This window comes from Amycolatopsis sp. NPDC045836 (assembly GCF_056431745.1).
In genome coordinates this window covers 63475-84822 of sequence record NZ_JBWKKF010000006.1, presented here as the reverse complement: position 1 = coordinate 84822, position 21348 = coordinate 63475, and the positions used below count along the sequence as shown (strand labels likewise).

The 21348-nt window shown below is 73.0% G+C and carries 19 protein-coding genes; 9 read left to right on the top strand and 10 right to left on the bottom strand.

The features are described 5' to 3' along the window. Positions 1-33 precede the first annotated feature (33 nt). The gene (locus AC07EG_RS12505) at positions 34-825 is read left to right on the top strand and encodes a carbon-nitrogen hydrolase family protein (protein ID WP_478253175.1); all 792 of its coding nucleotides are present in this window, start codon (positions 34-36) and stop codon (positions 823-825) included. A 274-nt stretch (positions 826-1099) separates the two neighbouring features. Here AC07EG_RS12505 and AC07EG_RS12500 read toward each other — a convergent pair whose 3' ends face one another. After that, positions 1100-1741, bottom strand: a complete 642-nt coding sequence (locus AC07EG_RS12500) for a LuxR C-terminal-related transcriptional regulator (protein ID WP_478253174.1) — start codon at positions 1739-1741, stop codon at positions 1100-1102. A 17-nt stretch (positions 1742-1758) separates the two neighbouring features. Then, positions 1759-3168: a type VII secretion protein EccB gene (gene eccB / locus AC07EG_RS12495; RefSeq protein ID WP_478253173.1), complete on the bottom strand. Its 1410-nt coding sequence runs from the start codon at positions 3166-3168 to the stop codon at positions 1759-1761. Positions 3169-3407: 239 nt separating this feature from the next. On the opposite strand from eccB, the gene AC07EG_RS12490 reads away from it, so the two are divergent. Further along, positions 3408-4454 carry a type VII secretion protein EccE gene (locus tag AC07EG_RS12490; protein WP_478253172.1) on the top strand — a complete coding sequence of 349 codons (1047 nt, stop codon included), beginning with the start codon at positions 3408-3410 and terminating at the stop codon, positions 4452-4454. Positions 4455-4580: 126 nt separating this feature from the next. Here the strand turns inward: AC07EG_RS12490 and eccD are convergent, their stop codons facing one another. From eccD to AC07EG_RS12470, 4 genes are all read right to left on the bottom strand, one after another. Continuing rightward, the gene (gene eccD / locus AC07EG_RS12485; protein ID WP_478253171.1) at positions 4581-5960 is read right to left on the bottom strand and encodes a type VII secretion integral membrane protein EccD; all 1380 of its coding nucleotides are present in this window, start codon (positions 5958-5960) and stop codon (positions 4581-4583) included. Beyond that, positions 5957-6283 carry a YbaB/EbfC family nucleoid-associated protein gene (locus AC07EG_RS12480; protein ID WP_478253170.1) on the bottom strand — a complete coding sequence of 109 codons (327 nt, stop codon included), beginning with the start codon at positions 6281-6283 and terminating at the stop codon, positions 5957-5959. The genes eccD and AC07EG_RS12480 overlap by 4 nt, the downstream gene beginning before the upstream one ends. 11 nt (positions 6284-6294) lie before the next feature. Then, positions 6295-7458 (bottom strand): WXG100 family type VII secretion target, encoded by a 1164-nt coding sequence (locus AC07EG_RS12475; protein ID WP_478253169.1) that lies wholly within the window; start codon positions 7456-7458, stop codon positions 6295-6297. A gap of 62 nt (positions 7459-7520) precedes the next feature. Further along, positions 7521-8255 carry a WXG100 family type VII secretion target gene (locus AC07EG_RS12470; RefSeq protein ID WP_478253168.1) on the bottom strand — a complete coding sequence of 245 codons (735 nt, stop codon included), beginning with the start codon at positions 8253-8255 and terminating at the stop codon, positions 7521-7523. 140 nt (positions 8256-8395) lie between these two features. Here AC07EG_RS12470 and eccCa point away from each other — a divergent pair, with 140 nt between their 5' ends. The 7 genes from eccCa to AC07EG_RS12435 all read left to right on the top strand — a co-directional run bounded on the left by eccCa (position 8396) and on the right by AC07EG_RS12435 (position 16114). Continuing rightward, positions 8396-12355: a type VII secretion protein EccCa gene (gene eccCa, locus AC07EG_RS12465; protein ID WP_478253167.1), complete on the top strand. Its 3960-nt coding sequence runs from the start codon at positions 8396-8398 to the stop codon at positions 12353-12355. Positions 12356-12511: 156 nt separating this feature from the next. Further along, entirely contained in the window at positions 12512-12868 is a 357-nt protein-coding gene (locus tag AC07EG_RS12460) for a WXG100 family type VII secretion target (protein WP_478253166.1), read from the top strand. A gap of 18 nt (positions 12869-12886) precedes the next feature. Beyond that, positions 12887-13189 (top strand): hypothetical protein, encoded by a 303-nt coding sequence (locus AC07EG_RS12455; RefSeq protein WP_478253165.1) that lies wholly within the window; start codon positions 12887-12889, stop codon positions 13187-13189. 101 nt (positions 13190-13290) lie between these two features. Then, positions 13291-13680 carry a hypothetical protein gene (locus tag AC07EG_RS12450; RefSeq protein WP_478253164.1) on the top strand — a complete coding sequence of 130 codons (390 nt, stop codon included), beginning with the start codon at positions 13291-13293 and terminating at the stop codon, positions 13678-13680. Next, positions 13677-15005, top strand: a complete 1329-nt coding sequence (locus AC07EG_RS12445) for a WXG100 family type VII secretion target (RefSeq protein WP_478253163.1) — start codon at positions 13677-13679, stop codon at positions 15003-15005. The genes AC07EG_RS12450 and AC07EG_RS12445 overlap by 4 nt, the downstream gene beginning before the upstream one ends. Positions 15006-15024: 19 nt before the next feature. Beyond that, positions 15025-15696 (top strand): RibD family protein, encoded by a 672-nt coding sequence (locus AC07EG_RS12440; RefSeq protein WP_478253162.1) that lies wholly within the window; start codon positions 15025-15027, stop codon positions 15694-15696. Further along, positions 15689-16114 (top strand): deaminase, encoded by a 426-nt coding sequence (locus AC07EG_RS12435; RefSeq protein ID WP_478253161.1) that lies wholly within the window; start codon positions 15689-15691, stop codon positions 16112-16114. The genes AC07EG_RS12440 and AC07EG_RS12435 overlap by 8 nt, the downstream gene beginning before the upstream one ends. Positions 16115-16458: 344 nt before the next feature. On the opposite strand, the gene AC07EG_RS12430 is transcribed toward AC07EG_RS12435, so the two are convergent. Genes AC07EG_RS12430 through nadA form a run of 4 tightly spaced genes read right to left on the bottom strand, consistent with a single transcriptional unit; the run spans position 16459 to position 21264 of the window. Beyond that, complete coding sequence (locus tag AC07EG_RS12430; protein ID WP_478253160.1) at positions 16459-17655, bottom strand: S8 family serine peptidase; 1197 nt, start codon at positions 17653-17655, stop codon at positions 16459-16461. A gap of 53 nt (positions 17656-17708) precedes the next feature. Beyond that, the gene (gene nadC / locus AC07EG_RS12425; RefSeq protein WP_478253159.1) at positions 17709-18587 is read right to left on the bottom strand and encodes a carboxylating nicotinate-nucleotide diphosphorylase; all 879 of its coding nucleotides are present in this window, start codon (positions 18585-18587) and stop codon (positions 17709-17711) included. Further along, entirely contained in the window at positions 18584-20233 is a 1650-nt protein-coding gene (locus AC07EG_RS12420) for an L-aspartate oxidase (RefSeq protein WP_478253158.1), read from the bottom strand. The genes nadC and AC07EG_RS12420 overlap by 4 nt, the downstream gene beginning before the upstream one ends. Next, entirely contained in the window at positions 20230-21264 is a 1035-nt protein-coding gene (gene nadA, locus AC07EG_RS12415) for a quinolinate synthase NadA (protein WP_478253157.1), read from the bottom strand. The genes AC07EG_RS12420 and nadA overlap by 4 nt, the downstream gene beginning before the upstream one ends. Between the last annotated feature and the right edge of the window lie 84 nt (positions 21265-21348).

Below are 21348 nucleotides of genomic sequence, written 5' to 3'. Positions count from 1 at the left end.
GAGGGTAGCTTCGACGGCGGAGAGGAGACGCCCGTGCCCCGAATCGCGCTCTGCCAGTTGAACTCCGGTGCCGATCCGGCCGCCAACCTGGAACTGGTCCGCGACTGGACCGCCCGCGCCGCCGGGGAGGGTGCCCGCGTGGTGGTCTTCCCGGAGGCGACGATGGCCGCCTTCGGCGTGCCGCTGGGCCCGCTCGCCGAACCGCTGGACGGGCCGTGGGCCACCGCCGTCGCGCAGGTCGCCGCCGAGCACGACGTGCTGGTCGTCGCGGGCATGTTCACCCCGGCAGGCGACCGCGTCCGCAACACGCTGCTGGTCACCGGGCTCGGCACGCACCTGGGTTACCACAAGATCCACCTGTACGACGCCTTCGGCTTCCAGGAGTCGAAGACGGTGGCCCCGGGCGAGTCGACCGCCACGGTCACCGTCGACGGCACCGTGCTGGGCCTGGCCACCTGCTACGACGTGCGGTTCCCGGAACTGTTCCAGCGACTGGCCGTCGAGGGCGCGGCCGCGGTGCTGCTGCCCGCTTCGTGGGGTGCCGGTGCGGGCAAGCGCGAGCAGTGGGAACTGCTGGTGCGGGCGCGGGCGCTGGACTCCGGCAGCTGGGTGCTGGCCTGCGACCAGGCCGATCCCGCCGTGACCGGGGCGCAGGTGAGCCCGAAGGCCCCGACCGGCATCGGCTGCTCCACCGTCGCCGACCCGTTCGGGCGGGTGCACGCGCAGCTCGCCGGGGACGCCGAACTGCTGGTGGTCGACGTGGACCCGGCCCTCTCGGCGGCTTCCCGCGAGGCCACCGCCGTCCTGCCGAACCGGCGCCTCTGACCCCGCGCACCGCAGCCACGGGCGCGAACGCGACTCCCACCCCCGGGCCGCACCCAACGCGGACCCAGCCACCCACCGCAGCCAAGGGCGCAGACCCGGGCCCGCCTACCCACCGCAAGCCCGGGCACCCAACGCGGCCCCACCCGCCGCCCGGAGCACAACGCGACCCACCCACCGCAGGCCGGGCACCCGAACACAGCTCCCGCCCAGACCCCCCACCCCGCCCCGGTCCACCGCCAAAAACACGGCGAGGACGAGGCGGAACCCCCTCGGATCAGGACGGATGCGCAATCCCCTCTTCGATCGCCAGCCGGGTCAGTTCCGGCCGTCGGCGCCTGCCGGTCTTGTCGCGGATCCGGTCCAGGTAGGACCGCACCGTCCGGACGCTGATCGACATCGCCTCGGCGATGTCCTGGTCCCGCTCCCCGGCCGCGACCAGCGAAAGCACCTGCCGCTCCCGTTCCGACAGCACCAGCTTCGGCCCGGCGTTGCGGTCCCGCGTGGAGTTCAGCACGAACGAGGCCAGCGTCGGCGAGACGTAGGAGTTGCCCGAGGCGATCTCCCTGATCGCCCTCAGGATCTCCTCGCCGTCGGCGTCCTTCGACAGGTATCCGCGGGCGCCGGCGGAGATCGCGCCCAGCACTTCGGACTGCCCGGCGTGCGCGGAGACCACCAGCACCTTGTGCCCCATGCCGACGATCTCCATCACCGCGGCGGCGTCGGCGATGCCCCGCAGCTTCAGGTCGAGCACCACCACGCTCCCGGCGGGCTGGCGGCAGACCGCGAACCGCGCCACCGAGTCGGCGACCGCGCCCAGCTCGATGTCCTCGGCCTCGTCGAGCACCCTGGCCACCGCCGCCCGGTAGAGCGGGTGGTCCTCGATCACCCCGACCCTGATCGCTTGCGTGCTGACCACTCCTGCCTCACCCCAGTTCACGCGAATCCGGCGGCCGCCGCCGGGTCCAGCGCGGGCCCGCTCGGCACCAGCGCGAGCAGACCGGCGGACACCGGCAGCTTAGGTACAGCACCATAACCCAGTGCGGCCAGTGCTTCACCGCTCGCAACGGGGTACTTGGTGCCGAGATCGGTGACCACGTACACCGTGCCGGACGGCTGCTCGGCCAGCACCGCCCCACCCGACGGCGGCACGTAGACCTCGTCGGCGGTCCGGCCGTCACCCGGCGGCACCGGTTGCGTGCGGGCCCCGCCGGGCAGTGGCGGGTTCGCGCCGACGGTCACCTTCGCCGTGCCGAAGCCGTCGCCCTCGGCGCAGATCGCCACCGCGTCGCCGTTGACCTCGACCGCCACCGGGATGCGGTCCGGGTACCCGGCCGGATCGGCACCACCGGCGGTGCCCGCGTCCTCGGCCAGCCCCGCCGCGGCGACGTCGGCCGCGGACACCTCGATCGTCTGACCGGCGCCGCTGGACACCTGGGCCGCCGCGTTCGCCGGGGCCTGCAGGATCAACGCCGCTTCGGTCTGCGTGATCGGGGTCAGCCCTTCGGCGCGCACCAGGTAGTAACCGGGCGAGCTGGTGCCCGCGACGCTGAGCACCTGGCCGACCTCGGTGTCGCGCCCGCCGACCCGCTGCCCCTTGCGCCCGGCTCCCTCGACCCCGATGAAGTCGAGGTCCCGCCCGGCGGGCACGCTGTTCAGCCAGCGGCTGGAAACCACGATCGGCACGCGGCGGTCGTACCCGAGCGCCGCACCGGCCTCCGGGCTGAGCCGGAACCGGTGGCCGGAGCTGATCAGGTACCGCTCCCCACCGGGCAGGCGGACCAGGAGTCCTTCCCCGGCGGCGATTTCCCGGCCGGTGGACGGGGCACCCAGCAGCACCGAGGTGTGCGGCTCGGCGTCGGTGGGCTGATCACGGCTGGTGCGGGAGCAGGAGACCCAGGCGCCGGTCAGCAGCCTTTCCTTGCCCGGCAACGAATCCGGGGCGCCGGGAATGCCGACGCGGGCGCCGCGCCCGGCTTTGGCCAGGTTCTTCGCCGGCACCTTCACCGTGGCCGAGCCGTCGCCACCGGCCAGCAGCCGCGCGGAGGCGTAGTTGAGCACCGGGTGCAGCGTGCCGTCCTCACCGGCGATGAACCGCGCGCCGGTCTCCTCCTCGACGATCACCTTGCCGCCGGAGAGCCAGTCCTTGCCACCGGACGGTTTCAGCAGCCCGATCACCCCGAACACCGCGGTGATCAGCAGTGCCACCGCGATGCCGATGATGGTGCCGAGCACCAGCCTGCGCCCCGGCGAGACGGGGTGGTTGGCGTCGGCCGAAACGAGTGCCGAGACCAGTCGGCGGCGCAGGAACTGGTACGCCTGGATCTGGTCCCGCTGAGTCCACACCGGTTGTTACCCCCGAAGAGAAGCCGTGCCGCGGGCCCAATGCTAGGTATGAATGCACTCGCGTGATGTGGGCAATTTTTCCGGCAGCGCCGCGGTCGGTGTCCGGATACCGTTTGCCCAGGGGGAGTTCGAGAGGGGCCTTGCCTGTGTCGTTGTCTTCGCCTGCCCCCTGGCAGAGCCGGAGTTCCGTGCCGCTCCCGGCTGGGGGTCGGGAGCCCGGTTCCATCGCCGACCCGGCCGTGGCGCCGTGGATCCTGCCGATCCGCGCCCGGCAGGTGGCGCTCTGGGAGGTCGCCGCGCTGGTCGCGGTGGCGGCCTACGGCCTGGCCGACGGGTTCACCGCGTGGTCGATCACCGCGATCGCGCTGGCCGTCGTGGTGGTGCTGACCACCTCGGTGCGGATCACCGGCAAGCACCTGGCGGGCTGGGCGTGGACCTGGCTGTGGTTCCGCCTGCGCCAGCACGACGACCGCCGCGCGGGGGCCGGGCCGATGCACTCGCTGGTCGGCGAGACCGCGATCCGCCAGCACACCGACCGGGCGGGCAACCGGCTGGGCATCGCCGGGGTCGGCGACGGCTGGACCTCGGTGGTGCGGCTGACCGGTGGTGGCCTGCCCGCCGTGGCCACCCTGCTCGACGTGCTCGGCGCCACCTACCGCCGGGCCGACATCCCGCTGGACAGCGCGCAGCTGGTGGTCTGGACCGCGCCGCGGCCGGGGCGGACGCCGCTGCGGGTGTGCTGGCTGGCCGTGCGCTACCGCCCCGCCGACGCGCCGATCGCCGCGCTGGCCAGGGGTGGCGGTGAGCTGGGTGCCCTGCGCACCACCGCGAGCGCGGCGCTGGGGCTGGCGGGCGCGCTGGCGGATGCCGGCTACGAGAGCACCGTGCTCGAAGCCGGGGAACTCGGTGAGGAACTGCGCGTGGCGCTCGGCGCGGAACCGGACTTCGGCGCCGAGGTCCCGGAGTTCACCGACGGCTGGCGCTGGTGGTCGGCGGGCACCGGCGAGGGCCGCATCCGCCAGTCGTGCTTCCGGCCGCTGTCCGGGCGCGACCTGCCGAAGCTGGTCACCGGGCACGTGCCGACGGCGGCGTTCACCACCGTCTCGTACACGCTGAGCCGGACGGCCGCCGGGCGGGAACGGGCCGAGGTGACCGTCCGCGTCGGCACCCGCGGCGACGCCGCCCCGCCGTCGGGCTCCCCGACCCTGTGCGGGGTGCCGCTGGTGGCGGTGAACGGACGGCACGCCGAACACGTCCGCCGCTCCCTCCCGCTGGCCCTGCCGTGACTTGGCCGCGCCTCCGGCGCGGCGGGCGAGGTCGCTTTGAGCCGTTCATCGGGCCGCGGCACGCCGTGCCGCTGGGCGGCCCGACGCGCCACGGCCCGATGAACGGCGCGACCTCGCGAAAATCCCTCAGTTCCGAACGGCTTCGTAAACGCCGATGATCACGCCGACGATCGGCACCAGCGACAGCAGCACCACGAACTCCGCGATGTCCATCAACCGCGACCAGTACGGCGAGCGGTGCCCCTTGGCCACCCGCGCCGCGTAGACCAGGCAGACCACGGCGGCCAGCACCACGGCCAGCGCGGCGGCGAAGACCAGCGAACGGTCGGCGCCGCCGCCCAGCCAGAAACCGGCGCAGGTCAGCACGGCGAGGCCGAAGGCGATCAGCACCAGCCGCTGCGGGCCGCCGGCGTAGGACCGCGACCGCAGCACCCAGGCCAGGCCGAGCAGCGCGGCCAGACCGGCCTCCCACGCCCCGCCGTCGAGCACGAGCACCACCGCGCAGCCGAGCACCACGCTGCCCAGCGCGACCAGCAGGCCGGTGAGCAGGCGTTGCGCGTAGGCGGTCTGACCGGCCATCGCGGCGCCGAGCGACGGGCGTTCGTCGGCGCGGAAGGAAGCCATGTCGTCCGGGACGCGGGGCAGCGGCAGCCTGCCGAGCCGCAGCGCGAGCATCGGCGCGAACGCGGCCAGCGCGGTGGCCAGCACCGCCAGCACCCCCGCGGCGCTGACCGGCCGGACCCCGGTGAGCAGCACGATGCCCGCCGCGGGCGCGGCGAGCACGGCGGAGACGGTGACCGCGGCGAACCACGGCAGCCGGTCGGCCACCGTCACCGCGGACAACGCGCCGAACACCGCCACCGCGGCGAGCCCGGTGCCCAGCGGCCCGGCCTCCAGGGAGAACAGCGGGTGCGGCGGGAACGCCGACATCCCGGCGAGCAGGGCCGCACCGATCCCGGCGAGCGCGGTGGCGGCCCCGGCCTGCGCGTCGCCGTAGGCCCGGCTCAGCGCCCCACCGCCGAGCAGCGCCACCAGCGCCAGCAGCCCGCAGCCGAGCGGGGCGAACAAGCTGCCCGCGAAACTGGCCTGCAGCAGCACGGCGGCGCCGAGCAGCAGCACCACCGCGGCCGTGATCCCGGCGCGGCGGGCCAGGCCGGCGCCCCATTCGCGGTCGGACTCGCTCGCGCTGGCGATCGAGTCCACCACGTCGTCGAACAGCAGCGGCGCGCGCGGGCGTTCCCGCGGCGTCAGGTAGAGCACTTCGCCGTCACGCATCCCGGCGGCGGCCACGGTCAGCCCGGGGGCCAGCGGCGCGCCGCCGAGCCGGGTCAGCACCCAGCCGGGGTGCTCGGGCAGCGCCTGCCCCTCGGCCCCGGCCAGGCGGACGAGCTGCGGCACCAGCTCGGCGAGCGTGCTCTGCGGCGGCAGCGCCACATCCACCCTGGCGAGCGGGGTCACCACGGTGACCCGGCGGGTGGTCGTGCCGGAGGTGACGGTCTCGGTCACTGCTGCGCTGCCCCCGCGGCGTCGATCACCGGCGCGAACTTGGCCCGGCTGGCCTCACCGAGCTTGGTCAGCCCGTTGTTGACCGCTTCGAGCACGATCTCGCCCAGCTCCCTGGCCGGGAAGCGGCGCACGGCGTCCGGATCGATGTTGATGTCGGTGAACCGGCCGTCGCCGCGCAGCGTGGCGACCACCTCGTTGCCGCGCGAGTAGCCCTTCACCTCCATCCGCTCCACCGACTTCTGGATCCGCTGCACCTGCTCGGTCTGCGCGCGGACCTCCTCCAGCAGTGCGTTCATGTCCGGGACCTGGTACGGATCGCTCATCTGCGCCCCCTCTAGCGGTCGACCGACACGGTGCCGTCGGCATCGATGTCGATGTGCTGCTCGTACTGCTTGCCGTCCACGGTGAACTCGAGGTCGAGTTCGATGTCGCGGCCCATCGGCACCTCGATCGAGGTGGCCACGTCACCGCGCTCGGTGCGGATGACGATCTCCTCGCCACCACCGGCACCGGCACCGCCGCCACCGGGTGCCGGGTCGGCCGGTGCGGGCAGCGTCTGCGCCGGCACCCCGGCCGAGGCGCCGGGGTCGACCGGGATCCAGGCGTTGCGCGGGTCGATCAGGCCGGGGGCCAGTGAACCACCGGCGGTGCCCCCACCACCGGTGGCCCACTCCCAGGGCGACTGGCCCTGGTTGCCGGTGAACCCGGTCAACGCGGGCGGCACGTAGTTGGTGAACCCGCTGGGTGAGGTGCCCCCGCCGGCGCCGCCGAAGCCGCCACCCGTGCCACCGCCGTACCCGCCCGCGCCGTACCCGCCGGAACCGCCGACGGGCAGGCCGCCGTTGCCCGCCACCTGCTGGCCGGACGGGCTGGCCACCGCGGGCGGGGCCTGCGGCGGCGCCACCGGGGTGCCGCTGACGCTGCCGTTGTTCGGCCCGCTGCCGGTGCCCGCGCCCTTGTCGCCGCCGCCGAACAGCTTCTCGATCTCGCCGATGATGGTGACCAGCTGGCTGATCTGCCCGGCCAGGTCGACCACGCCCAGCGTCTTCAGCAACGCCGCGATGGCCTGGATGAAGCCCTTCAGCGACGCGCTGGTGGCGGTGGACAGCGCCACCGCCGCGCCGTAGGTCCACGGGTTCGACATCAGCGAGGCGACCGTCGGGTTCACCGCGGAAACCACCGACCGGTACGCCTGCTGGGCGGTCTGCACCAGCGTGCCGGAAATGCCGAGCAGATCCGCCCCGCGGCGCACCACGTCGATGATCTTGTTCAGCGAGGCCAGCGAGTCGGCGATCTTCTTCAGCGCGGATTCACTGGCTTTCCCCGACCAGACCTTTTCCAGCTGCTTGGCCGCCCCGGCGAACTCGTTGAGCAGCGTGGCGAACTCGGTCGCCTTCTTCAGCAGTTCACCGACGTGCTTGACGATCTGCTCCGGAGAACCGGTGACGATCTGCGGCAGAATGGTGATCGGCCCGCCGGACGACGCCGTCGCGTCCATCGCACTGGAATTCGGGAAATACACTGCACACCTCTTTTTCTCTCCACGGGCCGGAAAAGTATTCAGGCGAACGCCGGTCGGTAGACGCTCACTTTCGCCGGCCCGTGGACCCCGGAGTCCACCAGGCCGTGGTTGTACAGCTGGCCGTTGTTGCCCGCGACGCCGATGGTGGTGTCCGCGACGATCACCACGTCGCCGCCGCGCACCCCGCCGGGTACGTCGCCCAGGTCACGCGCGGTGCCCGAGTAGACCTCGATCACCCCGACCCTGGCCTGGTTGTCCGCGTTGCCCTCGAGCCAGGCGTTGAACTGCTTCGCGTCGGTGAACTCGGCCCCCGGCTCGCCGAGACCGGCTTGTTCCAGATAGCGCAACACGTTGCCCACCGAACCGGGTTCCCCACCCGCGCCGGCGCTGTCCCGCACCGCGCAGGCCGCCAGTTCGGCGGCCACCGGGGTGCCCCAGATCGCCGGGAGCACCGGGCCCGAGCCCGCCGGGCGGCCGCCGTACCCGGTCGCGGCCGCCTCGTCGGCGGCCTGGTACTCGTCGGCGCACTCGCGCACCAGGTCGTTGACTTCCTGCATGAGGTTGAGCAGGGTGCGGACCGCGGTGACCTGCTGGCTCCGCAGCGCCGCGCCCGCCGCCGCCACGGCGTCCCCGATGCCGGCGAAGGAGGCCGGGGGTACTTCGAGCCGTTCGAGATCGCCGACGGAGTTGACCCCGCGGAGGATGATCCCGCCCACGTTGCCCGCCGCCGAGCGCATCGCCTCGGGCTCGGCCCGGAACTCCTGGCTCCCCATCACCCTCCTTCCACCGGTCGCGACCAGCGTAAGGACGGCCGAGAAGGGCGACGGACGGCAAAAGTACCCACCGTGACCGCCTGGCGAGTGGCCAAAATGAGCGGCAAAGTACCCACACGCACCAACAAGAACGGCGTTTGATGACCCTGGCCCGAGACCGGTTGCCACTATCGGGTGAGCAGCCGAGCGAGATCGTCCTGCAGTCACCGCCGATGCTGCCCAAGGGCGGCTCCGGTGGCGCGCTCCAGCTGATGTTGTTCCTGCCGATGATGCTCGGCATGGGTGCCATGTCCTTCGTCTACATCGGACGTGACGGCGGCGCGATGACCTGGGTCTTCGGCGCCCTGTTCATCACCGCGATGGGCGGCATGATCGTGATGTCGCTGGCCAGGGGCGGGCAGCAGAAGAAGGCGCAGATCAACGAGGAGCGCCGCGACTACCAGCGCTACCTGGCCGGCCTGCGCGGGCAGGTGCGCGACATCGCGGACAACCAGCGTTCGGCGATGATCTCCGCGCAGCCCGAGCCCGCCGACCTGTGGGCCTACGTCACCGCCGGCCGGTTGTGGGACCGGCGGCGGCTCGACGGGCACTTCGGCCAGGTGCGCGTGGGCACCGGCCCGCAGCGGCTGATGACCCCGCTCAAGGCACCGCAGACGGTGCCGCTGGAGGACCTCGACCCGGTGTCCTCGACCAGCCTGCGGCACTTCATCCGCACCTATTCCACAGTGAACGGTCTGCCGGTGGCCATCTCGCTGCGCTCGTTCGCCACGGTTTCGCTGAGCGGGCGCCGGGGCGAGGTGCTCGACCTGGCCAGGGCGGTGCTGGCGCAGCTGGCCACCTTCCACTCACCGAACGACCTGCGCATCGCGTTGTGCGCGCCGCCGGACCGCCAGGCCGAGTGGGAGTGGCTGAAGTGGCTGCCGCACGCGGCCTCCAGCGCCGGTACCGACGCGGCGGGCCCGGCCCGGCTGGTCGCCGCCGACCTGGCCACCCTGGCCGGCGCGCTGGGCCAGGACCTCGGCGAGCGCGCGGCGTTCACCCGCGCCCCCGGTCTCGGCCACGACCTGCCGCACCTCGTGCTGGTGGTGGACGGCGGCAAGACCGAGGGCGACACCCGGCTGATGCCCCACGGCGGCAAGCACGGGGTCACCGTGCTCGACGTCGGCCGGGAGGAGCCGAGCGCGGTGCCCAGCGACCGCACGCTGTGCCTGCACACCGACCGCACCCAGCTGGGCATGGTGGTCGGCGAGGGCAGCGAGCAGCAGCTCGGCTTCCTCGGCGTACCGGACGGTTTGGACGCCGGCGCCGCCGAAGCGCTGGCGCGGCGGCTCACCGCGTTGCACCAGGTCGGCACCGTGGTCACCGGTGACAACCCGATGTCGTCCACCTTCGGCCTGTCCGGACTGCTCGGCATCGGCGATCCGCGTGACGTGGACACCGCGATCACCTGGGCGCCGCGGGCCGCCCGCGACCGGCTGCGCGTGCCGCTCGGGGTGGACCCGGACGGGCGCCCGGTCGAACTGGACCTCAAGGAGTCCGCCGAGGGCGGCATGGGCCCGCACGGGCTGGTCATCGGCGCCACCGGGTCCGGCAAGAGCGAGCTGCTGCGCACCCTGGTCACCGCGCTCGCCGTGACGCACTCGTCGGAACGGCTGAACCTGGCGCTGATCGACTTCAAGGGCGGCGCCACCTTCGCCGGCATGACCGGCCTGCCGCACACCTGCGCGGTGATCACCAACCTGTCCGAGGAGCTCATCCTGGTCGACCGCATGGCGGACGCGATCAACGGCGAGGTGATCCGGCGGCAGGAACTGCTGCGCGCGGCCGGGAACTACGCCTCCGCCCGCGACTACGAACGGGCCCGTGAAGCCGGGGCGAACCTGCGGCCGCTGCCGTCGCTGCTGGTCATCATCGACGAGTTCAGCGAACTGCTCTCCGCCCGGCCGGAGTTCATCGACCTGTTCGTCTCCATCGGACGGCTGGGCCGCAGCCTCGGCATCCACCTGCTGCTGGCCTCCCAGCGGCTCGAAGAGGGGCGCCTGCGCGGCCTCGACTCGCACCTGTCCTACCGGATCGGCCTGCGCACCTTCTCCGCCTCCGAAAGCCGTGCGGTGCTCGGGGTCGCCGACGCCTACCAGCTGCCACCGGTGCCCGGTTCGGCCTACCTCAAGGCCGACACCGACTCGCTGATCCGGTTGAAGGCCGCCTACGTCTCCGGTGAACTGCCGCCGCGGGTGGTGGTGCGTGAACGGGGGGCTCCCGAGCAGCACCTCGTGCCGTTCACCCTCGGCCCGGTCAGCTCGCCCGCCCCGGTCGAACCACGGGACGACGAGGAAGTGGTCCGGACCGAACCCGCCGAAAGCACCGGCGAAACGGTCATCGACGCCATGCTGTCCCGGCTCGACGGTCCCGCCGCGCACCAGATCTGGCTGCCACCGCTGGCCGAACCGCCCACGCTGGACCAGCTGCTGCCGCCGCTGGGCGAGGACCCGGACCGCGGCCTGTGCCCGGTCGGCTGGGGCGGCAACGGCCGCCTGACCGTACCGGTGGCCCTGGTCGACAAGCCGATCGAGCAGCGGCGCGACCTGCTCTGGGCGGACTTCTCCGGCGCGGGCGGGCACGCCCTCGTGGTCGGTGCGCCGCAGACCGGCAAGAGCACGCTGCTGCGGGCGGTGATCGGCGTGCTGGCGCTGACGCACACCCCGGCCGAGGCCCAGTTCTTCCTGCTCGACATGGGTGGTGGTGCGCTGTCACCGGTGGCCGGGCTGCCGCACGTGTCCGGGTACGCCACCCGGCGCGACGCGCAGCGCTGCCGCCGGGTGGTCGCCGAGGTGACCACGCTGCTCGAACAACGCGAGGAGTTCTTCTCCGCCAACGGGATCGAGTCGGCCGCGGAATTCCGCAACCGGCGCGCCGAGTTCACCGAGAGCACCGACGGCCGCGAGTTCGGCGACGTGTTCCTGGTGGTCGACGACTGGGCCACCGTGCGCAAGGACTACGAGCAGCTGGAGGAGCAGATCACCGGGCTGGCCGCCCGCGGCCTCGGCTTCGGCATCCACGTGGTGATTTCGGCGAACACCTGGATGGGCGTGCGCGCGCAGCTGCGTGACGCCATCGGCACCCGCTTCGAGTTGCGCCTCGGTGACGCGGGTGACTCGCTGATCGACCGCAAGGTGGCCCGCAACGTGCCGGCCGAGGCCCCCGGCCGCGGCATCACCCAGGACAAGCTGCACTTCCTCGGCGCGCTCCCCCGCATCGACGGCGACCAGCGCGCGGGCACGATCGGCGTGGGCGCCACGGACCTGGTGCGCCGGATCAGCGAGTCGTGGCGCGGCGGGCAGGCACCCCAGGTGCGCCTGCTGCCGCCGAAGATCGATCTCGACAGCCTGCCCGCGGCCCCGCCGCGCCTGGTCACGCTCGGCATCGCGGAGTCCACTTTGGCACCGGTGCTGCTGGATTTCGCCGCGGATCCCCATTTCCTGGCCTTCGGCGACGTCGAAGCGGGCAAGAGCGCACTGCTGCGCACGATCGGGCAGGGCATCATGGCAGCCTATCCGGCGGACGACGCGGCGATCATCGTCGCCGACTACCGGCGCGGCCTGCTCGACGCGGTCAGCGGGCGGCACCTGCTCGGTTACGCGGGCTCGGAACCCACGCTGAGCGGCCTGATCAGCGAGGTGGTGCAAGCCATGCGCCTGCGACTGCCGGGCCCGGACGTGACCGCCGAGCAACTCCGCAACCGGTCCTGGTGGACCGGCCCGGAGCTGTTCGTGCTCGTCGACGACTACGAACTGGTGGCCACCGCGGGCAAGAACCCGTTGCTGCCGCTGCTGGAGTTCCTGCCGCAGGCCAGGGACATCGGGCTGCACCTGGTGATCGCGCGGGGTGCCGGTGGCGCCGGGCGGGCCCTGTTCGAGCCGGTGGTGCAGCGCGTGCGCGAACTCGGCTCGCCGGGCCTGGTGATGTCCGGGTCCAAGGACGAGGGACCGCTGATCGGCGACGTCAAGGCCGGTCCGCTGCCGCCGGGACGGGGCACGCTGGTCAGCAGGCGGCTCGGCACCGGGCTGCTGCAGGTGGCCTGGACACCCCCGGCGGACTGAGCCGTGGGTACAAGTACCGCCACCGCGACCGGCAGTTGTGCCGTTTGAACGTACTGGCGGCTTTTCTAGCGTGTGATTCGCAACGAGCCGGAGAAGAACTTCAGCTCTGGCTCTCCCGGAGATCTTTCCCGCGAGTTGAGAGGAGGTGGCCAGCCCGTGAGCAGTGCCGGCTACCAGAGTGATGCCGCGGCCATGACGCGTGCGGTCCAGGGGTTCGAGGAAACCGCTTCGAGCGCCAAGACCACCATGGCCAGCTTGGAAGCGGAGCTGACCGAAACGCTGCGCAACTACAAGGGCGACCAGGCGGTGGCGTTCTGGGACCTGCAGCGCAGGCTGCAGGAGAAGATGGCGCTGGCCGTCCGCGAGCTGGACACCATGTCCAGCCTGGTCAACCAGAGCTTCCACAACTACGGCAGCGGTGACGCCGACGTGGCGCAGCAGCTGCACAGCGTCTCCAGCCTCGCCTCCGACGCCGGTGGCTCCGTGCTCGGCCGCCTGTCCGGCGCGAACTGACCCAGAGGGGAATCCGACATGGCCGACATGGTCGAAGTCAACTTCAACGCGCTGCAGTTCAGCTCCGCCTCGCTGGCGGAGAAGGCCAAGCAGCTGACCACGCACCTGGAGACGCTGCAGCAGAACCTGCAGCCGATCAAGGCCACCTGGTACGCCTCTGGCAGCTCGGCCGGTCAGGCCGCCGAAGCCTCGGAAACCCGGCTCCGCCAGGCCACCGCCGACATCGTCGCGATCATCGCGCAGTTCGGCGGCAAGGTGGGCGAAGCGCACGACCTGCAGTACGCGCTGGAGAACCGGAACACCAACTACTTCGCCGTGTGACCGGCGGAGTATCCCGGCCGGCCGGTGCGAGCCCACCCCCCACTCGCACCGGCCGTCCGGCCTGCCGTCCCTGATTTGTGAAGGAGAACGAGGGAGTCGGGATGCAAGACCGGTCGTACTACGTTCACCTGGAGTCCCTGAAGGACTTCGCCAGGGAGCTGGAGATCCAGCTCGAGTGCATGACCAAGCCGAACGACTTCCTGCTCACCCTCGGCGGTGAGCCGCTGCGGTTCGGGGAGTTCGGCGAAGCGAGTTCCCTCGCCGAAGCGCACCACGCCGCGGTCGCCGAGATGCAGGGTTTGCTCGACCAGGTCAAGGGCGCGATCACCTTCGCCCAGGACGTCACCCACACCGTGGCCGAGGGCTACCAGCAGGCCGACCAGAGCGTCGCCACCGATCTGCACGTGACCGCGGGCAACGTGATCGGCGGCATCGTCGCGGGCATCGGCAACCTGCTCGGCGGCGGGGACGGCAAGGGGGCCAAGGGATGAACGCGCGCACCAACTTCGGTTCGTTCAGCCACCAGCAGCTGTACGCGATGCTGCACGCCGGGGACTCCGGCGGCGCCCGCGCGGCGGCGGAGAAGTGGCGGGCGGCTGGCTTCGGCCTGTTCGAGCAGGCCGAGAACCTGACCTCACAGCTGTCCGAGTTCGAGGGCCACTGGACCGGTGGCGCCGCGGACAAGTACAAGATCATGATCGACGACCTGGTGGGCGGCATCCGCAAGGTCGGGCAGACCGCGGTTGCCATGCGGCACCTGCTCGAGGACGCGGCCGACGAGCTGGACACCGCGAAGGCGGAGATGCCGCCGCCGGTGAACGTGCCGGAGGTCTCGCCCGCCGACCTGTCGCTGGCGGTGAACCCGCCGCTGCTGCCGGCGGACGCGTCGCCGGAGCTGGTGCAGGCCGCCGCGCAGCGCCGGGCCACCGCGATCGGCAACGTCGAAGCCCAGCAGCAGGCGGCGAACGCCGCGAACGCCGCGCACAGCAAGGCGATCCAGGTGATGACCGATCTCGCCGGCGACTACACCGCCGCCGAGGAGTCGATCCCGGCGTCGCCGAACGCGGCCGTCACCCCGCCCGTTCCCGGGCCGGGCACCCCCGGTGGCGGGGCCGGTGGTGGCGGTGGGACCGCGCCCGGGCCGGTGCCCCCCGGCGGCGTTTCCGTGCAGCCGGGGGCACCGCAGACCCTGCTGCCCGGTGACGGCACGCAGCCGGTTCCGCCGTCGGACCAGCCGAAGCCGTCCAGCCCGTTGTTCGGCAACATGTTCACCGCCGGGCTGGCCGCCGCGTCGGCCGCCGCCTTCGGCCGCTTCGGTTCGATCATGCCGAAGGTGCCGCCGTGGGCCGGTGGCAAGAAGGACGGCGACGAGAAGCTGCCCGGCGGTGGTGACGGCACCGGTTCCGGCAAGCTCGGCGACGGCTTCGGCGGTGCGGCGGCCGGTGGTGGCGGCGGGGTGCCGATCGGCGGTGGCAGCGTGGGCGGCCTCGGCGGCGGTGGGGTCGGCGGGGTCGGCGGGGTCGATCTCGGCAGCCCCGGCGACGGTGCGGCCGCGGCACCCGGCATGGCCGGTGCCGGTGCGGCGGGCAGTGCGGCGTCCGGGCTGGCCGGTGGTGCCGCCGGGGCGGCCGGTGCCGCCGCGGCGAAGGGCATGATGCCGATGATGCCGTTCATGCCGATGGGTGGCATGGGGGCCGGCGACATGGGCTCCGGCAGGCGGATCCCGCCTTGGCTGGTGGAGACCGAGGACGTTTGGGGGGAATCGTCGGTGGTAGCGCCGTCGGTGATCGGCGAGGAGCCGGACGCCCAGCGGTGAGCGGCGGTACGGTGGCCTGGTGCCAAGGCCACACGTACTGCTGTCGGTAGCCGCCTCGCTCGACGGGTGCATCGACGACACCAGCGCCACCCGGCTCGTCCTGTCCGATGCGGACGACTGGGACCGGGTGGACGCCGAGCGGGCGGCCGCCGACGCCATCCTGGTCGGCGCGGGCACCATCCGCGCCGACAACCCCCGCCTGCTGGTCCGCTCGGCGGCGCGGCGGGAAGAACGGGTCCGCTCCGGCCGGACCCCGTCCCCGGTGAAGGTGACCTTCACCCGCAGCGGTTCACTGGATCCGGCTTCGCTTTTCTTCACCACGGGTGATGTCCCGAAACTGGTTTACGCTCCCCCCGGGGTGGTGCCGGAACTTTCCTCGCGATTGGGCGATTCCGCTTCCGTGATCGCTTCCGGTGGTTTGACGCACGCGCTGGCTGATCTGTCCGAGCGGGGCGTGGAGAAGCTGATGGTCGAAGGTGGCGGCCAGGTGCACACGCAATTCCTGGCCGCCGACGTGGTCGACGAAATCCACCTGGTCTACGCCCCGTTCTTCATCGGCGACGCCGACGCCCCGCGATTCGTGCACCCGGCTCCCTTCCCGCAGTCGCCGGCCCGGCCGATGGCACTGGCCGAGGCGCGGCAGAGCGGGGACCTGGTGCTGCTGCGTTACCTGGTGGGCCGTGATGGATGACCGCGCGCTGCTCGCCGAGGCCATCGCACTGGGCGACCGGTGCCCGCCGTCGACCACCTTCCGCGTCGGCGCGGTGATCACCGATGCCGGTGGCACCGTGCTGGCCACCGGGCACTCCGGGGAAACCGACCCCCACGACCACGCCGAAGAGGCCGCCCTCGCCAAGCTCTCCGGCGACCTCTCGGACGCGACCATGTACACGTCGCTGGAGCCGTGCAGCACCCGCAGCTCCCGCCCGAAGACCTGCACCACGCTGATCCTGGAGTCCGGCATCCGCCGGGTGGTCTTCGCCTGGCGCGAACCCACCGTCTTCGTCGACTGCGTGGGCGCCGAAACCCTGTCCGCCGCCGGGGTGACCGTCATCGAACTACCGGACCTGGCTCCCGCCGTGCGCGCCACCAACGCCCACCTGCTCTGACCGCACCGCTCAACAGGCGGAAGCCACTCACCTGACTCGCCGCCGGCAACCGGGCCGCCACACCCGCAGCCTCGTTCACCGGGGGGGCGAAGCCGGAGCGGTGGCAGGCACGATCTCCCCTGCCACCGGCGGCACCGATCACCATGCCCACCTGCTCAAACACCCCTCAACAGGCGGAAGCCACCACCTGACTCTCCCAGCGGCAACCAGACCGCCACCCCAACAGCGGCGGCCCCACTCACCAGCAGCCGAACCGGAGCGACACAAGCACGATCACACCCGCAACCAATGGCGGCAGCGGCACCAGGCCATCAAAATCCACCAGCCCAACAGGCGGAAGCCACCTAACTCACCCGTCGGCGGCCTGGTCGCCAGCCCCGCGAACGACCCCGCCGGAACGCCGCCACCACCAGACCGACCAAAGCCGCCACCCCCACACCCGCGATCGCCACCACACCGGCGGCCTCGTTCACCGGCGGCCGAGCCGGAGCGGCGGCGGGCACGATCGCGCCCGCGACCGGCGGCGGAACCGGGCCACCCGGGCCGACCGCGTTCGGCGGGATGTCGGCGGAAACCGCGGTGTAGGCATCGACCAGGCCCCAGCCGCGACGCGGGTCGTGGGTGCCGCCGGGTGGGCGGTTCGCGGTCAGCGTCAGCCGGGTGATCACCTGGTCGGGCGTCAGTTCCGGGTGGTAGGCCCGCAGCAGCGCCGCCACCCCCGCGACGTAGGCGCCCGCCATCGACGGGTCCGTCACCGGCCAGCGGTGCGCGAGCTTCCCCTGTCCCCCGGCCGAAACGCTGACCAGCTCCGCCCCGGGCGCGGACAGCGACAGGTGCCTGCCCGCCTCCCGCTGCACCGGCTGCATCTGCTGGTTCAACGACCCGACGGCGAGCACACCCGGCGTCGCCGACGGGTATGTGACGGTGCCGTCCTCCTTGGCCGCGGCCGCCGAGATCACCACGGAACCCCGTCGCCGCGCGTCGTTGACCGCGGCGTTCAACGCGGGCGAGTCCACCGGCGACGGCACGGCGACCAGGATGACGCCCGCCTTCGCGTCGGCGGCGGTGATGATGGCCGCGGCCAGTGCGTCCGGATCGGCGTTGTCGCCGGCGTTGCTGCCCGGCCGCAGGTAACGCACCGGCAGGACCTTCGCGCCCGGCGCCACCCCGGCGAAGGTGGTCGACCGGTGCTGCCGCGCGGCCACGATGCCGGCCGCGACCGTGCCGCGGCCGTCGCAGTCGGGCGCCGGGGCGGTGGCGCCCGCGCCGATCCCGCGCACCGGCAGCACCTGCCCCGGTGCGAACTGCGCGTTGTCGGCGTCCACACCGGTGCCGATCACGGCGACCGTCTGCCCCGAGCCGTCGGTCAGCGGCCACACCCGCGAGGCGTCGACCACCCGCTGCCCCCACGGCACCGCACCGGGGTACACCCCGGACGGGTTGGCGCAGGTGTTCTGCTCGGCGGGCGGCTGGGCCGCCGCGCCAGGGGTGAGCACCGTCGCCGCCACCAGGACGGCCGACACCGCGCTCCACCACCTCACGCGGCGACCCTAAGCCGCGCGGTGCCCTCGCCGCGCGGGTATTTTTGCCCCTCCTACCCCAGATCCACGCCGAGGTCCAACGCCGCCGCGGAATGCGTCAGCGCCCCGACCGCGAGGTAGTCGACCCCCGTTACCGCGTACTCCCGCGCGTTCTCCAGCCGCAGCCCGCCCGAGGACTCCAGGCGCGCCTTCACCCCGAGGGAGTCGCGCAGGCGGACGGCCTCGGCGCACCGGGCGGGGGTGAAGTTGTCGAGCAGCACCTCGTCGGCCCCCGCCCGCAACGCCTCCTCCAGCTGCGCCAGGTCGTCCACTTCGACCTCGCACGCCAGTTCGGCGGCGTGCGCCCGCGCGGCGTCCAGCGCCGCGGTGACCGAACCCGCCGCCACCACGTGGTTGTCCTTGATCAGCACCGCGTCGCCGAGGCCGAACCGGTGGTTCACCCCGCCACCGCACCGCACCGCGTACTTCTCCAGCAGGCGCAGGCCCGGCAGGGTCTTGCGGGAGTCGCGGATCGCGCAGCCCGTACCCTCCACTTCGGACACCCAGGCCGCGGTGGTGGTGGCCACGCCGGACAGGTGGCACAGCAGGTTCAGCGCCGTCCGCTCGGCGGTCAGCAGCCCGCGCACCGGCCCCCGCACCACCAGCGCCGGTTCGCCGGCGGCCAGCCTGGTCCCGTCCACGCGCCGGTCCAGCACCTCGTACTCGTCGAGCACCCGGTCGAGCACGGCCAGCGCCGCCCCGACGCCCGCCAGCGTGCCCGCCACGCGCGGGGTGAAGGACGCCGTGGCAACCGCCCCCTCGGGCACGGTCGCCAGCGTGGTCGCGTCGGCGCCGTACCGCAGGTCCTCGGCGAGCGCCGTGTCGACCACCCGGAGCACGTCGGTCACGTCGAGCCCGGCGTCGGCCAGGACCCGCTGCGTCAGCTCCTTCACGCCACCACCTCCTGCAGGATCGGATCGGCGAGCACCGGCTGCCCCGACGGGCTCAGCCGGATCAGCTGGCTCCGCTGCCAGCCCCGCTCGTCGCGGCCGGGGAAGTCCAGCCGCACGTGGCAACCCCGGGATTCGGTGCGCCGCGCGGCCGCCGCGGCCAGTGCCTGCGCCGCCAGCGTCAGCGCCGCGTCCTCCACCTCCGCCTGTGTCCGGAGTGGACTGTCCGTGGTGGACAGGTCGAGCACCGAACCGAGTACCGCGAGGCCCTCGGCGTCCCGGCCGATCGCGGCGTAGCGGCTCATCGCGCGCTGCAGCGAATCCCGCTCGGCCGCTTCGACGTGCCTGCCCTCCGGGGCCAGTCCGTGCCGCGGATCGGCCAGCACACCGGCGGCCAGGTCGGCGGCCGCGGCCTCGGCCACCCGCTCCCCCAGCACCAGGCCCTCCAGCAGGCTGTTCGACGCCAGCCGGTTGGCCCCGTGCAGCCCGGTCCTGGCCACCTCACCCGCCGCGTACAGCCCGGTCACCCCGGTGCGCCCGGTCGTGTCGGTCACCACACCACCACAGGCGAAGTGCGCGGCGGGCGCGACCGGGATCGGCTCACGGAGCGGATCGACCCCGGCGGCCACGGCGAACCCGTGGATGGTCGGGAACCGCTTGGCGAACCCGGTGATCCGGGTGGCGTCGAGGAACACGTGGTCGTCGATGCCGCCGGGCGCCTCGGCCAGGCGGCGGGTGATCGCCCCCGACACCACGTCCCGCGGCGCCAGGTCACCGAGCGGGTGCACGCCGGGCATGACCAGTTCGCCCGCCCCGTCGACCAGCCGCGCGCCCTCACCCCGGACCGCCTCGCTGACCAGCGGGCAGCGCCCGCGCGCCCCCGGGGTGAACAGCACGGTCGGGTGGAACTGCACGAACTCCACGTCGGCCGCCTGCGCCCCGGCGCGCAACGCCAGCGCCAGGCCGTCGCCGGTGGCCGGTTCGGGATTGGAGGTGACCTGGTACAGCTGCCCGAGACCGCCGGTCGCCAGCAGCACGGCGGGGGCGCGGACCACGCCGAGCACCCCGTCCGGGTCGAGCACGGACACCCCGGCCACCGCGCCCGACGGCGTGCGCAGCGCGTCGACCGCCACGTGCCGCTCCAGCACCGGCAGCCGCACCCCGGTGGCTTCCGCGACCAGCGCGCGTTCCACCTCGGCCCCCGTCGCGTCACCCCCGGCGTGGATCACGCGGAAGGTGGAGTGGCCGCCCTCGCGGGTCCGGGCCAGCCCGCCGCCGGCACCGGCGTCGAACCGCGCCCCGGCCTCGCGCAGGCGCGCCACCGCACCCGGCCCGCCGTCGAGGATCGACTGCACCACGGCCTCGTCGCAGAGCCCGGCTCCGGCGGTCAGCGTGTCCTCGACGTGCTTGGCCACCGAATCGCCGTCGTCGTGCTCACCGGGCAGCACCACCGCGACGCCGCCCTGGGCCCAGCGCGTGTTGCCGTCCTCGACCGCCGCTTTGGTGACCACCAGCACCCGCAACCCGAGCGCCCGGCCGCGCAACGCGGCGGTGAGCCCGGCGACGCCGCTGCCGATCACCACGAGATCGGCGGCCGCCTCCCAGCGGGGTGTGGTTTTCGCCTCACGAGCAGTAACCGGCTGGCTCATTCGCCGCCGCCGGGCTGCCCGATCTCGATCATCCGCTGCACCGAGGCACGGGCGCGCGCGGCGGTCTCGACGTCGACGTCGACCTCGTCGAGCCCCTCGCGCAGGCAGCGCAGCAGGGCGGCCGGGGTGATCATCTTCATGAACCGGCAGGAGGCGCGGTCGTTCACCGCGCGGAAGTCGATGCCCGGTGCGGCCTTGCGCAACTGGTGCAGCATGCCGATCTCGGTGGCCACCAGCACCGAGCCCGCGCTGGTCGCCTTCGCCTCGTGGACCATGTCGCCGGTGGACAGGATCTTGACCCGGTCCGGGGCCACCGCGCCCTCGCCCGCCAGGTAGAGCGCCGAGGTGGCGCAGCCGCACTCGGGGTGGATGAACAGGTCGGCCTCCGGGCTCGCGGCGGCCCGCGCGGCCAGCTCGGGACCGTTGATCCCGGCGTGCACGTGGCACTCGCCCGCCCAGACGTGCAGGTTCTCCCGGCCGGTCACGCGCTTGACGTGGGCGCCGAGGAACTGGTCCGGCAGGAAGAGGACCTCCTGGTCGGCGGGGATGGAGGCGACCACGTCCACCGCGTTCGACGAGGTGCAGCAGATGTCGGTCTCGGCCTTGACCTCGGCCGTGGTGTTGACGTACGAGACCACCACCGCTCCGGGGTGCTCGGCCTTCCAGGCCCGCAGCTGCTCGCCGGTGATCGAGTCCGCCAGCGAGCAGCCCGCCCGCGCGTCCGGGATCAGGACGGTCTTCTCCGGGGACAGGATCTTGGCCGTCTCGGCCATGAAGTGGACCCCGCAGAAGACGATGGTCGAGGCGTCGCTGCTGGCTGCGATCCGGCTCAGCGCGAGTGAGTCGCCGGTGTGGTGGGCGACGTCCTGGATCGCCGGGACCTGGTAGTTGTGCGCGAGCAGCACGGCGTCGCGCTCCTCGGCGAGCCGCCGCACCTCCTCCGCCCAGCTCGCGTCCGGCTCCACCCCGCCGAACGGGATGAGGTCGGTTTCGGGCAGTTCGCTCGCCCGCAGGGTCGTCGTGCCGGCCATGGTGGCCCTCCTAGACTGACGCGGGTTTTCGCCTTACAATCGAAAACCGTGCGGAGCCATATTAACAGCAGCGCCCCCCTGGCA